Source organism: bacterium (assembly GCA_016873475.1).
Classification (GTDB): domain Bacteria; phylum Krumholzibacteriota; class Krumholzibacteriia; order JACNKJ01; family JACNKJ01; genus VGXI01.
This window is the reverse complement of sequence record VGXI01000010.1, coordinates 1-19122: the sequence shown is the minus strand read 5'-3', so window position 1 is coordinate 19122 and position 19122 is coordinate 1. Positions and strand designations below refer to the sequence as shown.

At 71.5% G+C, this 19122-nt stretch carries 16 protein-coding genes; 8 read left to right on the top strand and 8 right to left on the bottom strand.

Features of this window, described 5'->3' with window-relative positions; translation table 11 throughout:
* Window positions 1-70 precede the first annotated feature (70 nt).
* Together FJ251_02020 and FJ251_02015 are read left to right on the top strand one after the other, a co-directional pair.
* Window positions 71-1669: a matrixin family metalloprotease gene (locus FJ251_02020; protein ID MBM4116508.1), complete on the top strand. Its 1599-nt coding sequence runs from the start codon at window positions 71-73 to the stop codon at window positions 1667-1669.
* Window positions 1670-1830: 161 nt separating this feature from the next.
* Window positions 1831-3471 carry a matrixin family metalloprotease gene (locus FJ251_02015; GenBank protein ID MBM4116507.1) on the top strand — a complete coding sequence of 547 codons (1641 nt, stop codon included), beginning with the start codon at window positions 1831-1833 and terminating at the stop codon, window positions 3469-3471.
* Window positions 3472-3657: 186 nt separating this feature from the next.
* On the opposite strand, the gene FJ251_02010 is transcribed toward FJ251_02015, so the two are convergent.
* The 7 genes from FJ251_02010 to FJ251_01980 are packed head-to-tail and all read right to left on the bottom strand — an operon-like array spanning window position 3658 to window position 12389.
* A complete protein-coding gene (locus FJ251_02010) occupies window positions 3658-4485 on the bottom strand; it encodes a BtpA/SgcQ family protein (GenBank protein ID MBM4116506.1) in 828 nt (275 codons plus the stop codon).
* Window positions 4482-5117 (bottom strand): hypothetical protein, encoded by a 636-nt coding sequence (locus tag FJ251_02005; GenBank protein MBM4116505.1) that lies wholly within the window; start codon window positions 5115-5117, stop codon window positions 4482-4484. The genes FJ251_02010 and FJ251_02005 overlap by 4 nt, the downstream gene beginning before the upstream one ends.
* A gap of 13 nt (window positions 5118-5130) precedes the next feature.
* Entirely contained in the window at window positions 5131-6516 is a 1386-nt protein-coding gene (locus FJ251_02000) for an O-antigen ligase family protein (protein ID MBM4116504.1), read from the bottom strand.
* Window positions 6513-7709, bottom strand: a complete 1197-nt coding sequence (locus FJ251_01995) for a hypothetical protein (GenBank protein MBM4116503.1) — start codon at window positions 7707-7709, stop codon at window positions 6513-6515. Before FJ251_01995 ends, FJ251_02000 begins: the two co-directional genes overlap by 4 nt.
* 17 nt (window positions 7710-7726) lie before the next feature.
* Window positions 7727-8569 carry a tryptophan synthase subunit alpha gene (gene trpA / locus FJ251_01990; GenBank protein ID MBM4116502.1) on the bottom strand — a complete coding sequence of 281 codons (843 nt, stop codon included), beginning with the start codon at window positions 8567-8569 and terminating at the stop codon, window positions 7727-7729.
* A 55-nt stretch (window positions 8570-8624) separates the two neighbouring features.
* Window positions 8625-9839: a tryptophan synthase subunit beta gene (gene trpB / locus FJ251_01985; GenBank protein ID MBM4116501.1), complete on the bottom strand. Its 1215-nt coding sequence runs from the start codon at window positions 9837-9839 to the stop codon at window positions 8625-8627.
* A gap of 60 nt (window positions 9840-9899) precedes the next feature.
* Entirely contained in the window at window positions 9900-12389 is a 2490-nt protein-coding gene (locus tag FJ251_01980; GenBank protein MBM4116500.1) for a hypothetical protein, read from the bottom strand.
* On the opposite strand from FJ251_01980, the gene FJ251_01975 reads away from it, so the two are divergent.
* The 6 genes from FJ251_01975 to ybgF all read left to right on the top strand — a co-directional run bounded on the left by FJ251_01975 (window position 12388) and on the right by ybgF (window position 17838).
* Window positions 12388-13593 (top strand): hypothetical protein, encoded by a 1206-nt coding sequence (locus tag FJ251_01975; protein MBM4116499.1) that lies wholly within the window; start codon window positions 12388-12390, stop codon window positions 13591-13593. The two genes, FJ251_01980 and FJ251_01975, sit on opposite strands and share 2 nt — an antisense overlap.
* The gene (locus FJ251_01970) at window positions 13590-14021 is read left to right on the top strand and encodes an ExbD/TolR family protein (GenBank protein MBM4116498.1); all 432 of its coding nucleotides are present in this window, start codon (window positions 13590-13592) and stop codon (window positions 14019-14021) included. Before FJ251_01975 ends, FJ251_01970 begins: the two co-directional genes overlap by 4 nt.
* Before the next feature lie 15 nt (window positions 14022-14036).
* Window positions 14037-14843, top strand: a complete 807-nt coding sequence (locus FJ251_01965) for a TonB family protein (protein MBM4116497.1) — start codon at window positions 14037-14039, stop codon at window positions 14841-14843.
* Between the two features lie 23 nt (window positions 14844-14866).
* On the top strand, window positions 14867-16270 hold the full coding sequence (locus FJ251_01960) for a hypothetical protein (protein MBM4116496.1): 1404 nt from the start codon (window positions 14867-14869) through the stop codon (window positions 16268-16270).
* A gap of 135 nt (window positions 16271-16405) precedes the next feature.
* A complete protein-coding gene (gene pal, locus FJ251_01955) occupies window positions 16406-16900 on the top strand; it encodes a peptidoglycan-associated lipoprotein Pal (GenBank protein ID MBM4116495.1) in 495 nt (164 codons plus the stop codon).
* On the top strand, window positions 16897-17838 hold the full coding sequence (gene ybgF / locus FJ251_01950) for a tol-pal system protein YbgF (GenBank protein MBM4116494.1): 942 nt from the start codon (window positions 16897-16899) through the stop codon (window positions 17836-17838). Before pal ends, ybgF begins: the two co-directional genes overlap by 4 nt.
* Here the strand turns inward: ybgF and trpCF are convergent.
* The coding region (gene trpCF / locus FJ251_01945) for a bifunctional indole-3-glycerol-phosphate synthase TrpC/phosphoribosylanthranilate isomerase TrpF (GenBank protein MBM4116493.1) at window positions 17835-19122 on the bottom strand (1288 nt) is incomplete at its 5' end. The genes ybgF and trpCF overlap by 4 nt on opposite strands.

Below are 19122 nucleotides of genomic sequence, written 5' to 3'. Positions count from 1 at the left end.
TGTGCTATCATTGCTACTGTCCGCTGATCAGGGCCTTTCCCCTGCCACTCCCGCTCGGAGGTCGTCACTCATGCTCGCACGCTCCCGCCTCGCGCTGGCCGGCGCCCTGCTGACGCTGCTGGCCTCGGCGCTGCCGGCTTCCGCCGCCGGCGAGACCCCCTACCTCAATCAGAGCGCGATCCAGATGGTCGAGAGGATGGCGGCGCAGATCGTCGCCAGCGACCTGCAGCGCTTCTACGGCATCGACCCAGCGGCCACCTGCGTGCAGACGGCCGAGCGCTCCTTCTGCCTCGCGCCGGACACCCCGCCCGAGGTCGTCGAGGAGCTGCTGCGCAAGCTGCCCACCTGGATCGAGCCCGAGGGTGACCGCTACAACCGCGTGGACCGCTGGAGCCTGACGGCCAGCGGCTTCTCGGGCATCCTCGGCGACCCGGTGATCCTCACCTACAGCTTCCTGCCCGACGGCACCTACATCCCGTCCGAGGACGAGAACAGCTCGCTCTTCGCGCGCCTGAACGCTCAGTTCGGCGGCAACACCGAGGCCTGGAAGCAGATCTTCCGCGACTGCTTCGCCCGCTGGGCCTTCTTCGTCGGCCTGCACTACGTCGAGGAGGTCGACGATGGCGCCGCCTTCCCGGACACCTGGGGCGTCCTCGGCGTGCGCGGCGACATCCGCATCGGCATGGCCAACATCGACGGCCCGAGCAACGTGCTGGCCTACAACTACTACCCGGCCTCGGGCGGCGACATGGTCCTGGACTGGAGCGAGAACTGGGGTGACGCCGGCACCGACTACCGCTTCTTCCGCAACGTGGTGATGCACGAGCACGGCCACGGCCACGGTCTCGGCCACATCGAGGCCAGCAACCGCCAGCTGATGGAGCCCTACTACGATCCCGTCATCTACGGCCCGCAGGACGACGACATCCGCGGCGGCATGCGCAACTACGGCTTTTATCTGGAGAAGAACAGCACCGCCGCCGATGCGACGCTCTGGGGCACGCTGCCCGAGGGGCCGTTGCAGCAGGAGAACGTTTCGGTGACCGCCTCCAGCGACAGTGACTACTTCAAGTTCACCATCGCCAGCGGCATGCTGCTGGACGTGGTCATGACGCCGGTGGGCTCCTTCTACGTCGTCGACGGCGTCCAGGTCTGGACCAACCAGATCATGGACCTCGGCTTCGAGCTGCGCGCCAGCGACGGTGTGACGGTGCTCACCACCGCCAACGCCGGCGGCCTCGGCGTCGTCGAGACCATCACCGACTTCGAGCTGACGGCCGGCGACTACTACCTGCGCGTGCGCCGCTACAGCGGCAACGACGTCCAGCGCTACCGCCTGAACATCGATCTCACCCAGATCAGCACGGCGGTGGGTGAGGCGGCGGTGCCGGCGCGGGGCCTTGGCCTGAGCGTCTTCCCGACGCCCTTCAATCCGAAGACCACGGCGCGTTTCTACGTGCGCGAGGCGGGCAGCGTCAGCCTGGAGATCTTCAACGTTCAGGGCCGCCGCATCCAGGGCTTCCGGCAGGAGGCGGCCGGCAACGCCTGGGTGCAAGTGAGCTGGAACGGCCAGGACGAGACCGGCAGTCCGGCGCCCAGCGGCCTCTACTTCCTCCGCGCCACGAGCGGCGGCGAGAGCGAGACCGTACGCGCTCTGCTTCTCAAGTAGTGGATTTCTGCATCGCGTGCCTCCCCGGCGGGGGTCCAGCTCGGACCCCCGCCCCCTGTTCCCGCACCCGCTGGAGAGAGTGTCGCTTGGGACGGCTCCGGCCGGTGTGCTAGAATCGACACTGTCTCGTCCTGCTCCCCCGCCCAACAGGAGGCTGCTTCATGCCCCGCACTTTCGGCTCCCGCGTACGCCCGGCGGTCTTCGGGCTGTTCCTGCTCATGGCCGCCGCGCCCGCGGCCAGCGCCCTGGCGGCGGAGTCCGCGCCCGTCCTGGCGAGCCACGAGCTGATCGGCAGTTACGTTGACCAGCTCGTGCTCGAGAACCTGCAGGAGCTCACCGGCCTGCGCCTCGACACGAGCTGTATCGAGAACGCCGAGCTGGCCGTCTGCATCCACCCGGACACCTCGCCCGAGAAGTTCCGCGAACTGCTGGCCCGCCTGCCGCAGCTCCCTCCCCAGGAGGACGGCGGCCGCTACGTCCGGCAGACGCGCATCTTCGTCACGGCGACGGACGGCTCGACTGGCGTGGTCGGCGACCCGATCACCGTCACCTACAGCTTCCTGCCGGACGGCGTCTACATTCCTCCCGGCGCCGGCGAACCGGGCAGCAACAGCTCGCTCTACGCCAGGCTGAACGCCCTCTTCGGCAGCGAGGCGGTCTGGAAGCCGATCTTCGCCGCCTGCTTCGCGCGCTGGGGCGAGTTCATCGGCATCACCTACGTCGAGGTCAGCGACGACGGCGCCGCCTTCGGCGCCAACGGCCTCCTCGGCGCTCGCGGCGACGTGCGCATCGGCATGCACCCCATCGACGGCGTGAACGGCATCCTCGCCTACAACTACTTCCCCACACCCGGCGGCGGCGGCAGTGACATGGTGCTCGACTACGCTGAGGGCTGGGCCAACGCGAACTTGGACTACCGCTTCATCCGCAATGTGGTGATGCACGAGCACGGCCACGGCCACGGTCTCGGGCACGAGGGTCCGATCAACCAGACCAAGCTGATGGAGGCTGCCTACACGGCTGCCTTCTACGGCGTTCGCGACGACGACATCCGCGGCGGCATGCGCAACTACGGCGACTTCGCCGAGCGCGACAACGCCTACAACACGGCCAACGCCCTGGGCAGCTTCACGGGCCAGGTCACGATCGAGAACCACAGCCTGACCGAGATGAACGACACCGACTGGTACTCCTTCAGCACGCCCGTCGGCAGCCTCTTCGACATCTACCTGCAGGCCGTGGGCTCCTACTACATCCTCGACTCGATCGGGGGCGGGATCTACACGAACCAGATCATGGACCTCGGCTTCGAGATCCGCTCCGGCGCCACCGGCAGCACCGTCCTGCTCGCGCAGAACGCCTCGGCGATCGGCGTCCAGGAGACCCTGATCGACTACTCGCTGCCGGCGGGCAGCTACTTCATCAAGATCACGCGGCACAGCGGCAACGACGTGCAGCGCTACAAGCTGATCCTGGACCTGACCTGGGATGACCTGACGTCGGTGCCCGCCGAGTCGCCGGCGCTCGGCCAGCTCGGCCTCGCCCTGCATCCGAACCCCTTCAATCCGAAGACCACGGCGCGCTTCCACGCTCCGGCGGCCGGCCCGGTCCAGCTCGAGGTCTTCGACCTGCAGGGTCGCCTGCTGCGCAGCTTCGCGGAGACGGCCGCGGGGCCCGGGTGGCTCAGCGTGAGCTGGGACGGCCGCGACGCCGCCGGCCAGGCCGTGCCCAGCGGGGTCTACTTCCTGCGCGCCAGCGCCGGGGGCCTCAGCGAGGTCGCCCGCGGGGCGCTGCTGAAGTAAGCCCGATTCGGGTCGCGCCGGGCGCCGCTTCGAAGGCGCCCGGCCGCGACGCGAACCAGGATCCCGCATGGCTTCCCTGGGCGACCTCGCCGCAGCGGAAGCGAGCAGACCCGCCGGCCAGAGCCGGCGGGTCTCTCTTTTTCCGCTCCGCAGGTCGCGAGGATCCTCCGCGGTGATCGCGGCCGTTCAACTGCGGCGCAGCTCGCGCAGCCGCCGCATGAAGTCGCGCACGCGGGCGCCGTCCACCGGCGCATCCCAGCGGCCCTCCCGCTTGAAGTCGCTGCCGACGATGAAGCCGTCGGCGAGGGCGAAGTAGTCGCCGAGATTCTCGGCCGTGAGACCGCTGCCGATGAACAGCGGCAGCGGGGTCGCCGCGCGCACGGCGGCCAGGTCCGCCGGGTCCGGCGCCGCCCCCGTCAGCGCGCCGGTGACGATCGCCGCGTCGGCGCGGTGCAGGGCGAGCGTGGCGGCGATCTCGCCGATCCCGAGATCCGCCGTGATCGCGTGGCTCGCGTGCTTCTTCTTGATGTCCGCGAAGATCTGGATGCCCTCGGCGCCGATGGCGTGCTGGTAGCGCTTCACGCGCCCGGCCTGGGCGTCGACGAAGCCCTTGTCGCTGATGTGGGCGTGCGTCCAGCCCTCGGCGCGCACGAACTGGAGGCCGGCGGCGAGCGCCACGGCCACGGCCGTGCGGTTCGCCGCGAAGAGCACCTGGATGCCGATCGGCAGGGGCCGCGCGGTGCCGCCCGTCAGCTCGGCGGCCATACCGCGCGCGGCGGCGGCCAGGCGGGCGAGGTAGGCCGGCACCTCGGGGCCCATCTCGCGCTCGGGCAAGCAGGGAAAGTCGTGCATGTTCTCGAGCAGCAGCGCATCCACGCCCGCCGCCAGGTAGACCTGCAGCTCCGCGCGCAGGGTCTCCAGGGCCGCCATCAGGCCCGGGAAGCCGGCCACGCCCGGGCTGGGCGGCAGGTGCAGCATGGCGATCACGGGCCTCTCGATGCCGAGGACCTTCACGCCGCGCCCTCCGCGTCCGCGGGCGGCGGCTCCGTTGCGGGCGGCGGTGGCTCCACCGGGGACGGCGGGGGCTCCGCCGTGGCCTGCTCGTAGACGGCCTGGATCACCGCCAGTCCGTAGGGCACCGCGACGACGAGGCCGATCAGCATCGCGAGCGCGCCGAGCCAGAGCAGCACCGTGAGCAGCCCGGTCACGGTGAGCAGCATCAACCACTCACGCTGGAAGAGGCGCCGGCAGGCCGCGAAGGCGGCGGCGGCGCTCAGCTCTTGCTCGACCATCAGCGGCATGTAGAGGAGCAGGAAGGCGTTGACCACGAGGGCGACCAGCGCCCCGAACAGCGGATTCCAGGTGCTGACGACAAGGCCGAGCACCTGCGCGCCCAGCCAGAGCAGGCCGCCCATCAGGAAGCGCTCGAAGCTCGCGAAGGGCGCGAAGAGATCGGCGAAGAGGGGCGTCTCGCCGCGGGCGAGACGCCCGAGCACGAAGAAGCAGGCGGCGGCCATCATCGGCGCGAGGACGATCGTCAGACCGATCAGGCTGGAGAGGAAGACGAGGCCGACGTAGCGCAGGGGATCCTCGGCGAAGAGGGCCCAGGCGCGGGCGAGGGCGGGCAGGAGTCGGATGCGGCGCATGGTGGCGGCAAGGCTAGCACCGCGCTGTGGGCGGGTCAATCGGTAGCGCTGCGCGGTTGGATCGGGCACCAATGTCCCCTGGTCGGGGCGAGAACGCCGGTCCTGCGATGGCGCCGATCAGTCCCAGCGTCAGCCAGAGGAGGTTGTCGTACATCAGCGGATTGAAGAAGGTGTCGACGAGCTTCACCACTAGGACCACTTGGCAGCCGAGAAGCACGCTGCCGCCCACCTCCCCGTGGGGCTGCCGGCGCAGCCGCCCGAGCACCCGCAGCGCTGCTACGAAGGGGACGACGAAGAGCAGCACGCCGAGCAGGCCCCCTTCGGCGAGGAGAGTGACCAGCAGCGTGTGGCTCATGTTCGTACCCGAGTGGTACATCATGTCGTGCGTGGCCAGCGGGTACCAGTGCCGCCAGATCTGCTCCCCGAAGGAGTGGAAGCCGCTGCCCCAGAGCCAGTGCATGCCGTCTGACCAGATCTGCAAGCCGCTGAGCGCAAGATACCAGCGGAAGCGGCCTGAGTAGTCCTGCCCGAGTTCACCGAAGCTGAGAACGCGGGCCGTCAGCGCTTGACCGTAGGGCGTCGCGATCAGGACGTACAGCGCCCCGCCGAGCCCGAGCGCAAGGAACCAGCCGACATAGGGTCGCAGCCGGCGCTCCCTCGCGAAGAGCAGCATGCCGAGCCCAATCATCAACCAAGCGCTGCGCGAGAAGCTCAGGAGCACAGCTCCGAAGGCGACGCCGAGCACGCACAGGATCGCAGTGCGCCCGATCCAGCCGAGATTGGCGCGGGCCAGTCCGGCCGTGAGGAAGAGCGAGAGCACGCCGAGGAAACCGCCAAGGGCGTTCGCGTCCCAAAAGGTGCCCAGCGCGCGAACCGACCCCGCATCCGGTCCTTGCTTCTGCACCAGCTCGGCGCCGGCCAGGGCAGCAATGTTGAGCGTCTGCATGTGGGCGGTTACGCTGACGAACAGTGCCGTGGCGGCCATCGCGAGCAGCAAGAGCGACAACTGCCACTCGCGTTCGATGAGGTTGGCTACCAGGACTGCGTAGATCCAAACCAGGGTCAGCCGCACGACGTAGAAGCCAGCCTGGAGGAAATCGGCGCTGTAGTAGCTCGAGATGGCGGCGAAGACGAGGTAGGGCAGGAACCAGATCAGATGAATGGGCAGGCGCAAGCGACGGCCACCGCAGAGCATCTGCACCAGGAAGGCGCCGATAAGCACGACCTTGAGCAGATTGTTGGCCGTGATGAAGCCTTCGCCCAGGCGGCCCTTGTAGTCGAGGCTGATCGTCAGCACGCTGAGTGCGACAAGAACGGCGGGTTGGCGCAGTGCCAGGAGGCCGGCGCCCAGGCCGCCCAAGCCCGCTCCGGCGAGCAGCAGCAGCTGGCCGATGCTCATGTCTCGCCCAGAAGACGGCGCCAACCCAGCGCTGGAGAGCCTGCCCCGAGGCGCGCGAGGGCGTCGACGAAGGTGACGCCAGCCGCGCTGCCGATGAGCGCGATGACCGATGCCAGCAGGACCGTCATGCGCTTGCGAGGCCAAGTGGGCTCCGCCGCGACAATCGGGCGATCGAGGATCGTCAAGGTCTCGACGTCGAGGATTGCCTCCAGGCGCGCCGCTTCCCGGCTCTCGAGCAGACTTGCTTCCAGAGCCTGGAGCAGATCGAGGTCCCGCTCGAGCTGGGCGCGCTCCAGCGCCGCGAGTTGGCTGTTCCGCGGTGTCGGCAGGAGCCCCTGGCGCGCCTCTGCCAGGGAGTCGATATCAGCGAGGAAGCTCTCGAAGACCCGAATCTCGGCGGCGAGGGCCAGACGCTCGGCACTGCCCGCGGCTTGGTCACGGCCCAAGCGGTCCTGCTGCAGGTGCAAGTCGAGAAGTCTCTGCTGGAGCGGTGCCAGGAAGCCGTAGGCGATCTCCAGTTCGCGCTCCGGCGCTGCGCTCCGGCTCCGTTGAACCTGTGTGCCGATTTGCGCTCCCAGGGCGGCGACCTGTTGCTTCACCTCCGCCAGGCGCTCCGCGAAGAAGTCGACCCGCTGCTTGGCATAGGCGTGTATGCGGTCGAGGTTGGCCGCATTCGTCTGCGTCAGGTACGCGGCGGCGATGCGCGCGCTCGTTTCGGGGTCGCGCGTCGTCACGCGCACGGTCAGGACTTGAAGCTGGAGCGACAACTCGAAGCGTGTCGCCTGGGCAAGTGCCTCCATCGCCGCCTGCGTGGCCCCCTCGGCAGAAGCCGGATGCCTGCCGGCGGTGCCGAAGAATGCGACGAGATCGAGGTTCTCGACCACCCCGCGGCGCACGCGATCGCTCACCATCAGCTCCATGTTCGTGCTGTTCCGCGTGGTCACATCCCGGAAGCTGAATCCCCTCAGGAAGGCGCCCCGTTCCAGGACCGGTTGCTTGGCGGTCACTTCGCTGATCTGCTGCGGTAGGATCGACGCATGGCTTTCGTAGCGGGGCGCAACAACGAACTGGACGACGAGGAAACTGACAAGGGAGGCGATCACGGGCGGCCAGATCAGCCAGGCAACGCGGCGCCGAAAGAGATTGAGAAGGTCCAGCAGCGAGGAGTCCACTTGAAACCCCGAAGCCATCATGCCGCTCACCGCCACCCTCAGGCGCCGCCGCGCCGCGTGGCCGCTTTCATCGCGGCGGTGAAGTCGGCCAGCTCGGCGAGCAGGGCGCGGCGAGCGCGTGGGCCGGGGCGACCCGCCGGCGCGTGCCGGGCGATGATCTCCACGGCCGCGCTGCCGCTGATCGCGCCCGTGGCCCCGGCCGCCAGCGCCGCGCGCACCTGCGCCGGCTTGCCGATGCCGAAGCCGAGCAGGGTGGGGATCGCCGTCACCGCGCGCAGGCGCGCGAGCAGGGGGGCCGCCGTCGTGGCGAGGCTGGCATCGCGGCCGGTCACGCCCGCGCGGCTGACGACGTAGAGGTAGGGCCCGCCGCGCGCCGCGATGGCGGCCAGGCGCGCGGGGCGCGTGAGTGGCGTCACCATGGAGACGAGACCGATCCCCGCGGTCTTCGCTGCGCGCGCGAAGGGCGCTGCCTCCTCGGGCGGCAGGTCGGCGATGAGCACGCTGTCCGCGCCGGCCGCGGCGAGGCGGCGGGAGAAGGCCTGTGGCCCCGGCCGCTGGACGAGGTTCGCATAGAGCAGGAGCCCAAGGGGCAGCTCGGGGTGCCGGCGCCGGAACTCGGCGAGCACCTCGAGCGCCACGGGCGGCGTCACGCCGGCCGCGAGCGCGCGCAGGTCGGCGGCCTGGATCGTCGGGCCGTCGGCCACCGGGTCGCTGAAGGCGATGCCCAGCTCGAGCATGTCGGCGCCGCCGGCGGCGAAGCTCTCGAGCACGGCGAGGCTGGTCTCGGGATCGGGATCCCCCAGCACCGTGAAGGGCACGAAGGCGCCTTCGCGGGCGGCGGCGAGCCGCGCGAAGGCGGCGGCGTAGCGCGAGTCGGACATGGCGGGCATTCTAGCCCCCGCGCCCCCGCCCGACAAGGGCGGAGACCCGCGCGCCCTAGCCCAGTTCCGGGAAGAGCCGCCGCGCGGTCTCCATGTCCTTGTCGCCGCGGCCGGAGAGGCCGACGAGGATGGCCTGCTTCAGCTTCTTCTTCCAATCGGCCTTGGCAAGGCCCGCCTCGCGCGCATAGCGCCGCGCGAGCTTGAGCGCGCCGGCCACGGCGTGCGCGCTCTCGAGCGCGGGCACGATGCCCTCGGTCTCGGCGAGCAGGCGGAACGCGGCCAGGGCTTCGGCGTCGGTGACGGACCAGTAGCGCGCGCGCCCCGCGTCCTTGAGCGCGCTGTGCTCGGGGCCGACGCCGGGGTAGTCCAGGCCCGCGCTCACGCTGTGCGTCTCGGTGATCTGGCCGTGCGCGTCGTGGAGCAGGTAGCTGTAGGCGCCGTGCAGGATGCCGGGCGTGCCCTTCTGCAAGGTCGCGCCGTGCGCGCCGCTCGCGAGGCCCCTGCCGCCCGCCTCGATGCCGTGGATCTCGGCCTTCGTGGGAATGAAGTCCTTGAAGAGGCCGATGGCGTTGCTCCCCCCGCCCACGCAGGCCAGCACCGCGCGCGGCGCGCCGCCGAAGCGGGCGGCGAACTGCCGCTTCGCCTCGCGGCCGATGACGCGCTGGAACTCGCCCACCAGCGTTGGATAGGGGTGCGGCCCGGCGACGGTGCCGAGCAGGTAGTGCGTGTCGCGCACGTTCGTCGCCCAGTCGCGCAGGGCCTCGTTGATGGCGTCCTTCAGCGTGCGGCTGCCGGACTCCACCGGGATCACCCGCGCGCCCATCAGGCGCATGCGGAATACATTGAGGGCCTGCCGCTCGACATCGAGCGCGCCCATGTAGACGTCCGTGGGCATGCCGAAGAGGGCGCCCATCATGGCAGTGGCGACGCCGTGCTGGCCGGCGCCCGTCTCGGCGATGAGGCGCCGCTTGCCCATGCGGCGGGCGAGCAGGGCCTGGCCCAGCACCTGGTTCGTCTTGTGCGCGCCGCCGTGGACGAGGTCCTCGCGCTTGAGCGCGATGGGCCAGCCGGCGTGCCGGCTCAGGTTCTCGCACAGCGTGATCGGCGTCGGCCGGCCGGCGTACTCGGCGAGCAGGCGCTTCAGCTCGGCGCGGAAGGCCGGGTCGCGGCGGGCGGCGAGGAAGGCGGCCTCGAGCTCCTCGAGCGCGGGCATGAGGATCTCGGGCACGTAGAAGCCGCCGTAGTCGCCGAAGCGTCCCCTCTGGCGCATGCTGCCTCCTGGCACGGGTGCGGGCAGCATAACGGAAGGTGGCGCGGGCGACAACGGCGGCTAGCGCAGAAGCACGACCTTCCGCTGCGCGCTCGCCTCCGCTGCCCGCAGGCGCAGGAAGTACACCCCCGCCGGCGCCGGCCGGCCCGTCGCGTCGCGGCCGTCCCAGACGGCCTCGCCGGCACCCAGCGCCAAATCCTGCGCCGCCACGCGCCGGCCCTGCAGGTCGTAGACCGTGAGCCGCGCGCGGCCCTCCGCGCGCAGCGCGCCCGGCCCCGCGATCGCGAAGCGCAGAGGCGCCCGCCCCACGGCGGTGCCATCGAGCCTTAGCGGTGGCCCGGCGTCGGCGAAGTCGGGCTGCTGGTAGTCGGAATGCGCCAGGCTCGTCACGAAGTCGCCGTGCCGCTCGAAGGCCACCAGCCGCTCGTCCGCAATCACGTAGACCGCCCCCGGCGCGTAGGCCTTGAAGACGAGCGCCGGCGAGGAGAGCCAGAGCACGGCGCCGTCCCACGCTGCCGAGCCCGCGGGTTCGAGGCCGATGAGGAGCTTCCCCTCGCCGCGCAGGCGCCGGCCCTCGATCAGCGCCGTGCGCAGCGCGGCGCCCTCCTTCTCGATCACGCCCCAGCCGAGGGGCCCCTCGAGGCGCTCGCCAGCCGCCGTCACCAGCGGCGCCGCCCCGGTCGCAACGAGCAGCCGCCGCTCGCGCAGGCCCCGCGTCGTGAGGAGGCGCAGGCCCTCGGCGTAGCGCTCCGTGCTGCTCGCCGGCAGCAGGCCGCCCGTCGCCACCGGCGTGAGCTGCCAGAGGAAGTGGAAGCGCTCGGTGGTCTTGCTCACCGAGAGCAGCTGCGTGTTGGGATCTGTGTTGCCGTTGTCGTAGGGGGCGACGCTGGTGCCCAGTCCCGCCCGCGGCGGGTCGTGCAGGAAAAGCCGCAGCAGACCGTTCGCGCCGGTCAGCCGCCACTGGCCGCCGCCGACCTCGCTCAGCGCGAGGTCTTGAGCGAAGTGCAGGCGCCAGCGCCAGAGGTGCGCGGCGCCGTCGGTCTTGATCAGGTCGTCGCGCAGGAAGAGCTCGGGCAGCTCGCCGCCCGCGACGTCGCCGGGAAAGATGAGCAGCGTGCGCGTCGCGCGGCTCATCGGGTTGCCGCCGTCGTAGCCCCAGGACCAGTCCCAGCCGGCCCAGGGCACGTCGGGGTCGTTGTAGGGCGAGTGCGTCGTGTAGGCCGCGCGCATGTCCACGCTCACCGCGTCGAGGAAGGGCGAGCGGATCCACACGCGCTCCTCGCCGTCGGTGCCGATGCTCGAGCCTGCGTTGTGCTGGCCCAGCCCATCGGCGGTGGGCAGGTTGTGGCCCTGGGTCTGCCGCGCCGTCACGCCGGCGCCGCTGTCGAGCGCGAAACCGTGGCCCAGCGCGCGCAGCGTGAACTGGCCGACGTCCTCCTGCGCGTGCCCGCCCACGAAGCGCGTGCCCTCCAGCGTGGCGAGGAAGCTCGCGGCGGGCTCCCCGCCCGGCCAGCCGCGGCGATAGGTGTAGAGCCCGCCGTCCTCGAACTCGCGGCCGCCGAGCAGGTAGTCGGGCGCGGCCTCGTACCCAGTCGTGTGCCAGAGCAGCGTGGCCACCGGATCGCTCTCGCGCCCGAAGTCGTGGCCGAGATCGCCCGAGCTGCGGCGCAGCAGCCAGCGCGCCACGTCCGGCTGCGGCCCGTAGCGCGTGGCCCACTCGAGCAGGCTGTGGTGCCGCGAGACGATGAAGTCCGTCGAATTGCACTCGTTGCGATTCAGGTAAGCGCCGCCGCCCTCGGGCAGGAGCTGCAGCGCTAGCCACTCGAGCAGCCGCCCCACGCGCTCCGCCTCCCAGCCGGCGGCGCCCTCGAGCCGCCGCTTCGCCTCCCAGGTGGGCAGCAGCGTGCGCATCGCCCAGCAGGCGTAGGTCACGCCCTCGCGGTAGCTGCCGTCCGCGCCGAAGAGATCCGTCCAGGCCTTGGCGAGCAGGGCCTCGCCCGTCGCCCGCGCCTGGAAGACGAGCGGCTCCGCCGGCAGGTCCTTCTCGAGCGCCAGCGAGGCGAGCACGAGCTGCGCGCCCAGGCTCACGCTCTTGTTGCTGAGCAGCGGGTTGTAGAGGAAGACGAGGAAGGCCGGGTCCGTGCACATCGCTTCGAGATAGCCGAGGATCTCGTCGACGATCAGCTGCCGCTCGGCCTCGCTCGCCGCGCTGAAGGCGTGGTCGTAGCCCCAGACGAGGCCCTGCAGACGCAGCGCCGGCCCCAGCACGCCGAGCGCGGGCTCGGGCGTCGGGTCCTGCGTTGCCGCCAGCCAGGCGAGCGCGGCTTCGAGCGCGGCCTCGGCCTGGCCGGCCAGCGGCGGCTCGGCGAGCTGGGCGACCAGCGACAGTTCCTGCACGTTCTGGAAGCCCCAGTAGCCGTCGCCGAGCAGGCTGTCGGGCGGCAGCGCGACGAGGCTCTCGGCGGCGCTCAGCGTTTCGGCCCAGACCGCGCTGCGCACGGGGTCGGCGAGAATCTCGGCGAGAAGGGCGGGGCGCGTGGCGGCGTCCATGAGGAGGCGCGGGTGCTGCTGGGCGTGGGGCGGCAGCGCGCGCGCGGGCGCCGCTGCCCCGAGACTGAGCAGGGCGACGGCAAGGGTTCGCTGGAGCAAACGGCAGGTCACGGCGGCCCTCTCGGCGGCTGCCGGGCGGCGCCCGGTCTCTAATGATAGCCGATCGTCGGGGTCGGGCGCGAGCCGACCCCCAAGCTCTTGCCAGCAGGCAAGTTGCCCGCCAGCACCGGCCCGCGGCAGCAGGCCGATTTCGCTTGACCCTTCGCGCGCCGGCCCCTTTAGTCTGCCCTTGCCCCCCGCCACGGGTCCGAAACTCAATCGGACGCGAGGCGTTCAGACGCCCGTTTGCCGGAGCGGCCTCCCCTGCCTTTGCCCGCGGCGCGCCCGCGGGACCCATGCTCCGCACGCGGCCGAGCAGCGCCGGGGTCATCAGCAAGGAGTCACGATGCCTTTTTTCGCACAGGGTACGGGAGGCCTCCTCGGGGACCTCGGCGGCCTGATCTCGGGCGCCACGCTGCTGGGCAAGATCGTCCTGGCCATCCTCTTCGCGATGTCGGTCCTCTCCTGGGCCCTGATGGTCGAGCGCGGCCGTCGCCTGGGCCGGGCGACGCGCGGCAACGCGCGCTTCTGGGAGCAGTTCCTGCCCGCGCGCGAGGACGCCGGCGCGCTCAGGCGCCTCGGCGCCTGGGCCGAGCAGCAGCGCGAGGCGCCGCTGGCCGTCGTCTATCACTACTTCAGCCGCGAGATCCTGCCCGGCGCCTTCGGGCAGGCGAACTCGCCCGAGCGCCTGCGCACGCTCGGCGAGGTGCTCGCGCGCGGCGTGGACCGCGTCGCCACCGAGGAGATGGGCAAGCTCGAGCGCGGCGTGAGCTGGCTGGCCACCTTCACCTCGACGGCGCCCTTCATCGGCCTCCTCGGCACGGTCTACGGCATCCTCACCAGCTTCCTCGAGATCGGCCGCCAGGGCACGGCCTCGCTGGACGCTGTGGGCCCGGGCATCGCCGAGTCGCTGGTGGCCACGGTGGCGGGCCTGGCCGTCGCCATCCCGGCGGCCGTGGCCTACAACTACTTCGTCGGCAAGCTCAAACAGCAGGACGCCGACCTGCAGGCGCTCGGCGCGCACCTGGGCGACCTGCTCGCACGCGAGGATCTGCGCCTGGAGGCGCCGGCACCCGCGCCCGTCGCGGGGAGGGCCCTCTCATGATGGGCACCCCGCAGGCCAAGGGGCGCGGCGGCGCCCAGTACGCGAGCCTGGCCGAGATCAACGTCACGCCGCTGGTGGACGTCATGCTCGTGCTGCTGATCATCTTCATGCTGACGGCGCCCTTCATCGCGGGCGGCGTCGAGGTGAACCTGCCGCACACGCGCACGACGGCCAAGGCCAGCGTCGAGGGCCTGGTGATCACCGTCGACAAGCAGCGGCGCGTCTTCATCGACGAGGACCAGATCCAGCTCGCGCAGCTCAAGGAGATCCTCGCCGAGATCCGGCCGGCCGGCGACGCGCGGCCGGTCTATCTGCGCAGCGACCAGGAGGTCCCCTACGGCTTCGTCGTGCGCGTGATGGGGACGGTCAAGGAGGCCGGCATCGCCGGGCTCAGCCTGGTGGTGGACCCCGACGACGAGGTCGAGTAGAGAGGCGCCGCGGCCGTGAAGCCCGCTCATCTCATCGCGTCCTTCTTCGGCCACCTGGTCTTCCTGGTGCTGCTCGGCACGGCCACCAGCGTCTTCAAGCAGGCACCGCCGCCGCCGCCGGACACGATTCGCATCAGCTTCGGCGAGCTGCCGCACGCGGGCGGCCGGCGCCGCGCGGGACGCGGCGCCGAGGTCTCGCCCGCGCCGCGCGAGGAGCCCAAGCCCAAGCCGGCCGTCCCCGTGGCCAAGCCGAAGGAGACTCCCAAGCCCGCGCCCAAGACACCCGCCAAGGAAACGCCGAAGGAGGCGCCGAAGCCGGTCGCGACCAAGGCCAGCGAGGCCGTGAAGCCCGTCACCAAGGCCGAGGCCACGAAGGCGCCCGAGAAGATCGTGCCCCCGCCCGGCGTGGCGGGCGGCACGGGCACGGCGCCGACCGGCGTGAAGGAGTCCGTCCCCGCGCCGGGCACGGCCGAGGAGGGCCCGGGCGCGCAGTCCGTCGGCATGGGCGGCAGCGTGCAGGCGCGGGGTGACCTGGGCGCCGGCGATTCCTATCTTGGACTCGTGCAGAGCAAGATCGGCCGCCGCTGGCAGCCCAGTGCCTCGAGCACGGCGGGGCGCGCGGTGCTCGAGGCGATCGTCGCCTTCCGCATCTCGGCCGATGGCGAGATCGAGAGCCCCGAGATCTTCCAGTCGAGTGGCCTGTCGGTCTTCGACCGCGAGGCCCTGCGCGCGGTGGTGGAAGCGAATCCCCTGCCCGCGCCGCCGGTGCGCTTCCGCAGCGCCGGGCTCAGCATCCAGTTCAGCTTCACCTACCGCCGCTAGGCGCGAACGAGGAGAGGCCAGGCATGCAGCGAGAGCAGCTCACCGGCAGGAGCCTGCCGCGCCGCGCCCGCCTGCTGGGCGCGCTCCTCGGCCTGGCCGCGCTGCTTGCCGCCCTGCCCGCGCTGCCTCAGGGCAGCGGGACGCCGTCGACGGGCCCCGCGGGCCCAGCGAGCAGCGAGGTCATCCGCCTGGGCGTGGAGCGCAGCTCCGTGCCGCGCGTGCTCGTGCGCCTGCTCCCGCTCGAGGTGGTGACGGACGCGCCCGGCGCCGCCGACGCCGCGCGCCTGATGGCCGGCCGCCTCGCGCGCGACCTCTACTTCAGCGGGCTCATCGACATCGGCCAGCCCCTGCCGCCCGGCGTCGCGCTGCCCTACACGGGCGGGCGCAGCCCGCGGCCCGAGGACGCCACGGCGCCCGCCTACGGCATCGCGCTGCGCCTGGAGGCCGCGCCCGGCGCCGGCCAGGTCTGGGTGGCCCGCCTGCTCGATCCGAGCGGGGAGATGCGCATCAGCAAGCGCTACACGGTCGAGCTGCCCGACTTCGCGCGCTCGGTGCACCACTTCGCCGACGAGGTGGTCATGCAGCTCACCGGGGAGCAGGGCATCAGCCAGACGCGGATCCTCTTCACGCGAGGGCATGGCGATCAGCGGGAGCTGCACATCGTCGACTTCGACGGCGAGAACCTGCGGCAGGTCACGCGCAACGCGAGCCTGAACCTGACGCCGCGCTGGTCGCCGGACGGCACCCAGGTGGCCTACACCTCCTATTATCGTGGCCGGCAGCGCCTCATGCTCCTGGCCAGCGCCACGGGCCAGAGCACGCGGATCGGGGATTTCCAGGGCCTGAACCTGGGCCCGACCTGGTCCCCCGCCGGCCGAGAGCTGGCCCTAACCCTCTCTCGCGACGGGAATTCCGAGATCTACCGCATCCGCCCCGATGGCACTATCATTCAGCGACTGACCTTCGAGCCTTCCATCGAGTGCAGTCCCTGCTATGATCCGAGCGGCAAGCAGATCGCCTTCACGAGCGACCGCACGGGCAGCCCGCAGATCTACGTGATGGACACGGTGGGTGGTGGGCGGCAGCGGATCACCTTCGAGGGCAGCTACAACGAGAGTGCGGCCTGGTCGCCGCGAGGCGATCGCATCGCCTACGTGAGCCGCATCGACAAGAAGTTCACGATCTTCGTGCTGGCGCCCGACGGCAGCGAGCGCCAGCAGGTGACCTTCGCCCAGGACCGCGATAACGAGGACCCGTCCTGGGCGCCCGATGGTCGGCATTTGGTTGTCAGCAGCAACCGGAGCGGGTATACCAATCTCTGGGTGCTCGATGTCGACTCGGGAGAGGCCCGGCCCCTCACGCGGGGCAAGGGCGAAGACACGGGTCCGAGCTGGAGCGGTGCGCCGGGGGCCGCTCGCGGCAGATGAAGGCTGCACAGACGCCGGCAAATCAGAGAGACCCACAGCGTAAGGAGTATGATGATGAACGGACGGAAACTGCGGGTGCGTCGCCCCCGCGGACTGGCAGCGCTGATCGCGCTTGCGGGCCTCGCCCTGATCCTGATGGTCGGCCTCGGCGGCTGCGGCAAGAAGCAGCAGCAGGCGGACATCGGTACGAGCCCCGGGTCGGCGGTGAGCGAAGAGACGGTCAAGGTCCCCGACAGCGACATCCCCGTGTCGCAGCCCACGGCCGAGCCCTCGGACGTGATCACGGGCGACATGGGCCTGAGGCCCGTCTTCTTCGACTTCGACAAGTACGACATCACGGCGCCGGGCCGCGAGACGCTCAACGCCAACGCCCGCATCCTGAAGGACAAGCCGGCGATGCGCCTGACCATCGAGGGCCACTGCGACGAGCGGGGCACGACGCAGTACAACCTCGCCCTCGGCGAGAAGCGCGCCCGCGCGGCGATGAACTACCTCGTGAGCCTGGGCATCGACGCCGGCCGCCTGGACATCGTCTCCTACGGCAAGGAGCGCCCCTTCGCGATGGGCCACGACGAGAGCGCCTGGGCGCAGAACCGTCGCGCGCACTTCGTGCCGCGCAGCGCCAAGTGATCCGCCCGACGACCACCGCTTCTGGAGCACGTGCCGGCGCCCGCAGTGCCGGCACGCTGCTCCGTCTCCTCGCGCTCGGGGCGCTGCTCGCGCCGTTCGTCACCGGCTGTGCGCTGCTCACGAGCAAGGCCGAGCTGAAGGTGAACGAGATCGCCACCGAGACGCGGGTGCTGCGCAGCCAGCAGCGCGACCTCACGGATGAAGTCGCGCGCATCCGCGGCCTGCTCGAGAGCGAAGGCATGGTCGGCGACGAGCAGCGCGCCGAGCTGCTCGTGCGTCTGGACGCGATCGAGCGCACGGTGGCGCAGATGGTGGCGCGCAGCGAGGAGCAGGACGCCATGCTTCGGCGCATGGCCGCGGCGATCGAGCAACTCGCGCGGCAGGCGGGTCTTGCGCCCAGTGGCGCGATGCCCGGCGCCAGCAGCGGCGCGGCGCCCGCGCCGGCGGGGACGCAGTCCAGCGCGCCGCCGGCCTCCACGCCCGCGGCGCCTCCCGCAGCCGCCCCCGACGTGGCCGCCGCGCCGCCCGACACCGGCGCCGCGCTTCCCGGCGGCGAGGGCTCGAGCGAGCTGGCCATCTACGACGGCGCGCGGGGCGACTTCGCGCGCGGCAACTACGCCCTCGCCCGCGAGGGCTTCGAGGAGCTGCTGCGCCGCTTCCCGGCCAGCACGCTGGCCGACAACGCGGCCTACTGGCTCGCCGAGAGCTTCTATGCCGAGGGTCAGTTCCTGCAGGCGCTGGAGCGCTACGAGGACATCCTCCTCAATTATCCCAGCGGCGACGTCGTGCCCGCCGCGCTGCTCAAGACCGGCTACTGCCGTCTCGAGCTGGGCTACACCGAAGAGGGGCGCGCCGCCTTCCAGCGCGTGCAGCAGCGCTTCCCCGACAGCAACGAAGCGGCGATCGCCGCGCACAAGCTGGCGAGCTTGCAGCGCTAGCGCAGCGCGGCAAAGAGCGCGGCTAGCTTCGCGCGGTCCTTCAAGCCGGGCGCGCTTTCCACCCCACTGGCGAGATCGAGGGCGAAGGGCGCGAGCGCTGCGGCCTCGGCGATGTTGTCGGGGCCGAGGCCGCCGGCCAGGATCGCGCGGCGGCGGAAGCGCTCGGCACTCGCGGGGTCGGCGAGCAGCCCGGCGAGCAGCGCGTAGTCGAAGCGGCGGCCCGTGCCGCCGTGGCGGCCCGGCACCTGCGTGTCGAAGAGCACGTAGTCGGCCGCCGTCTCGGGCAGCGCCGCGGGCGCACTGGCCACCGGCACCACGCGCGTGACGAAGCACTCCGGCAGGCGGCCCTTCACCCACTCGACGTCCTTCTCCGTGTAGCCGCCGTGGAGCTGCAGCCCGTGCAGGCGGCAGCGCCGCGCGATGGCCGCCACCTCCTCGAGCCTGCGCTCGACGAAGACGCCCACCTTCACGCCGGGCAGTCCGGCCGCGATCGCCTCGAGCGTCTCCACGCTCACGTTGCGCGGACTGCCCTCGTGCACGACGAAGCCCAGCCAGCTCGCGCCGGCCTCGAGCGCGGCGAGGGCGTCGGCGCGGCGCGTGAGGCCGCAGATCTTGACGCGCCCGTAGACCAGCTCCTTCACCTTCGCTTCCATGTCGGGGGCGGCGAGGATGCTGCTGCCAACGAGGAAGGCGTCCACCAGGGGCGCCGCCTGGCGGAGCTGCCAGTGCTCGTCGTAGCCCGACTCGCTCACACGCAGCACGCCGGCCGGGATCCGCGGCGCGAGGCGCGCCGTCACGGCGAGGTCCGTGCGCAGCGTGTGCAGGTCTCGGTTGTTGATGCCAACGAGGTCCGCGCCCGCCGCGAGCGCGCGCTCCAGCTCGGTCTTGTCGTGCACTTCAATCAAGGCAGCCATGCCGAACTCGGCGGCCGCCGCGCGCAGCTCGACAAGTTCACCCTGATCGAGCGCGGCCACGATGAGCAGCACGGCGTCGGCGCCCAGCCAGCGCGCTTCGGCGATCTGGTAGGCATCGACGGTGAAGTCCTTGCGCAGGAGCGGCCGCGTCGTGAGCTGCGCAGCACGGCGCAGGTGCTCGGGGCTGCCGCCAAAGAAGGGCGCGTCGGTGAGCACGCTGATGCAGTCGGCGTGGCGCTCGTAGAGGGCGAGCAGCTCGTCCAGATCGAGGTCGGGGCGGATCGGCCCGCGGCTCGGGCTCGCCGTCTTCACTTCGAGGATGTGCCGGCGGCCAGGTGCGGCGAGGGCGGCGCGGAAGTCGCGCGCGCTG

Bases quoted from the DNA above. Each gene is read 5' to 3' on its own strand.
- FJ251_02020 (MBM4116508.1), top strand. From the start codon at position 71: ATGCTCGCACGCTCCCGCCTCGCGCTGGCCGGCGCCCTGCTGACGCTG.
- FJ251_02015 (MBM4116507.1), top strand. From the start codon at position 1,831: ATGCCCCGCACTTTCGGCTCCCGCGTACGCCCGGCGGTCTTCGGGCTG.
- FJ251_02005 (MBM4116505.1), bottom strand. From the start codon at position 5,117: ATGCGCCGCATCCGACTCCTGCCCGCCCTCGCCCGCGCCTGGGCCCTC.
- FJ251_02000 (MBM4116504.1), bottom strand. From the start codon at position 6,516: ATGAGCATCGGCCAGCTGCTGCTGCTCGCCGGAGCGGGCTTGGGCGGC.
- FJ251_01995 (MBM4116503.1), bottom strand. From the start codon at position 7,709: ATGATGGCTTCGGGGTTTCAAGTGGACTCCTCGCTGCTGGACCTTCTC.
- trpA (MBM4116502.1), bottom strand. From the start codon at position 8,569: ATGTCCGACTCGCGCTACGCCGCCGCCTTCGCGCGGCTCGCCGCCGCC.
- trpB (MBM4116501.1), bottom strand. From the start codon at position 9,839: ATGCGCCAGAGGGGACGCTTCGGCGACTACGGCGGCTTCTACGTGCCC.
- FJ251_01975 (MBM4116499.1), top strand. From the start codon at position 12,388: ATGAGGAGGCGCGGGTGCTGCTGGGCGTGGGGCGGCAGCGCGCGCGCG.
- FJ251_01980 (MBM4116500.1), bottom strand. From the start codon at position 12,389: ATGGACGCCGCCACGCGCCCCGCCCTTCTCGCCGAGATTCTCGCCGAC.
- FJ251_01970 (MBM4116498.1), top strand. From the start codon at position 13,590: ATGATGGGCACCCCGCAGGCCAAGGGGCGCGGCGGCGCCCAGTACGCG.
- FJ251_01960 (MBM4116496.1), top strand. From the start codon at position 14,867: ATGCAGCGAGAGCAGCTCACCGGCAGGAGCCTGCCGCGCCGCGCCCGC.
- pal (MBM4116495.1), top strand. From the start codon at position 16,406: ATGGTCGGCCTCGGCGGCTGCGGCAAGAAGCAGCAGCAGGCGGACATC.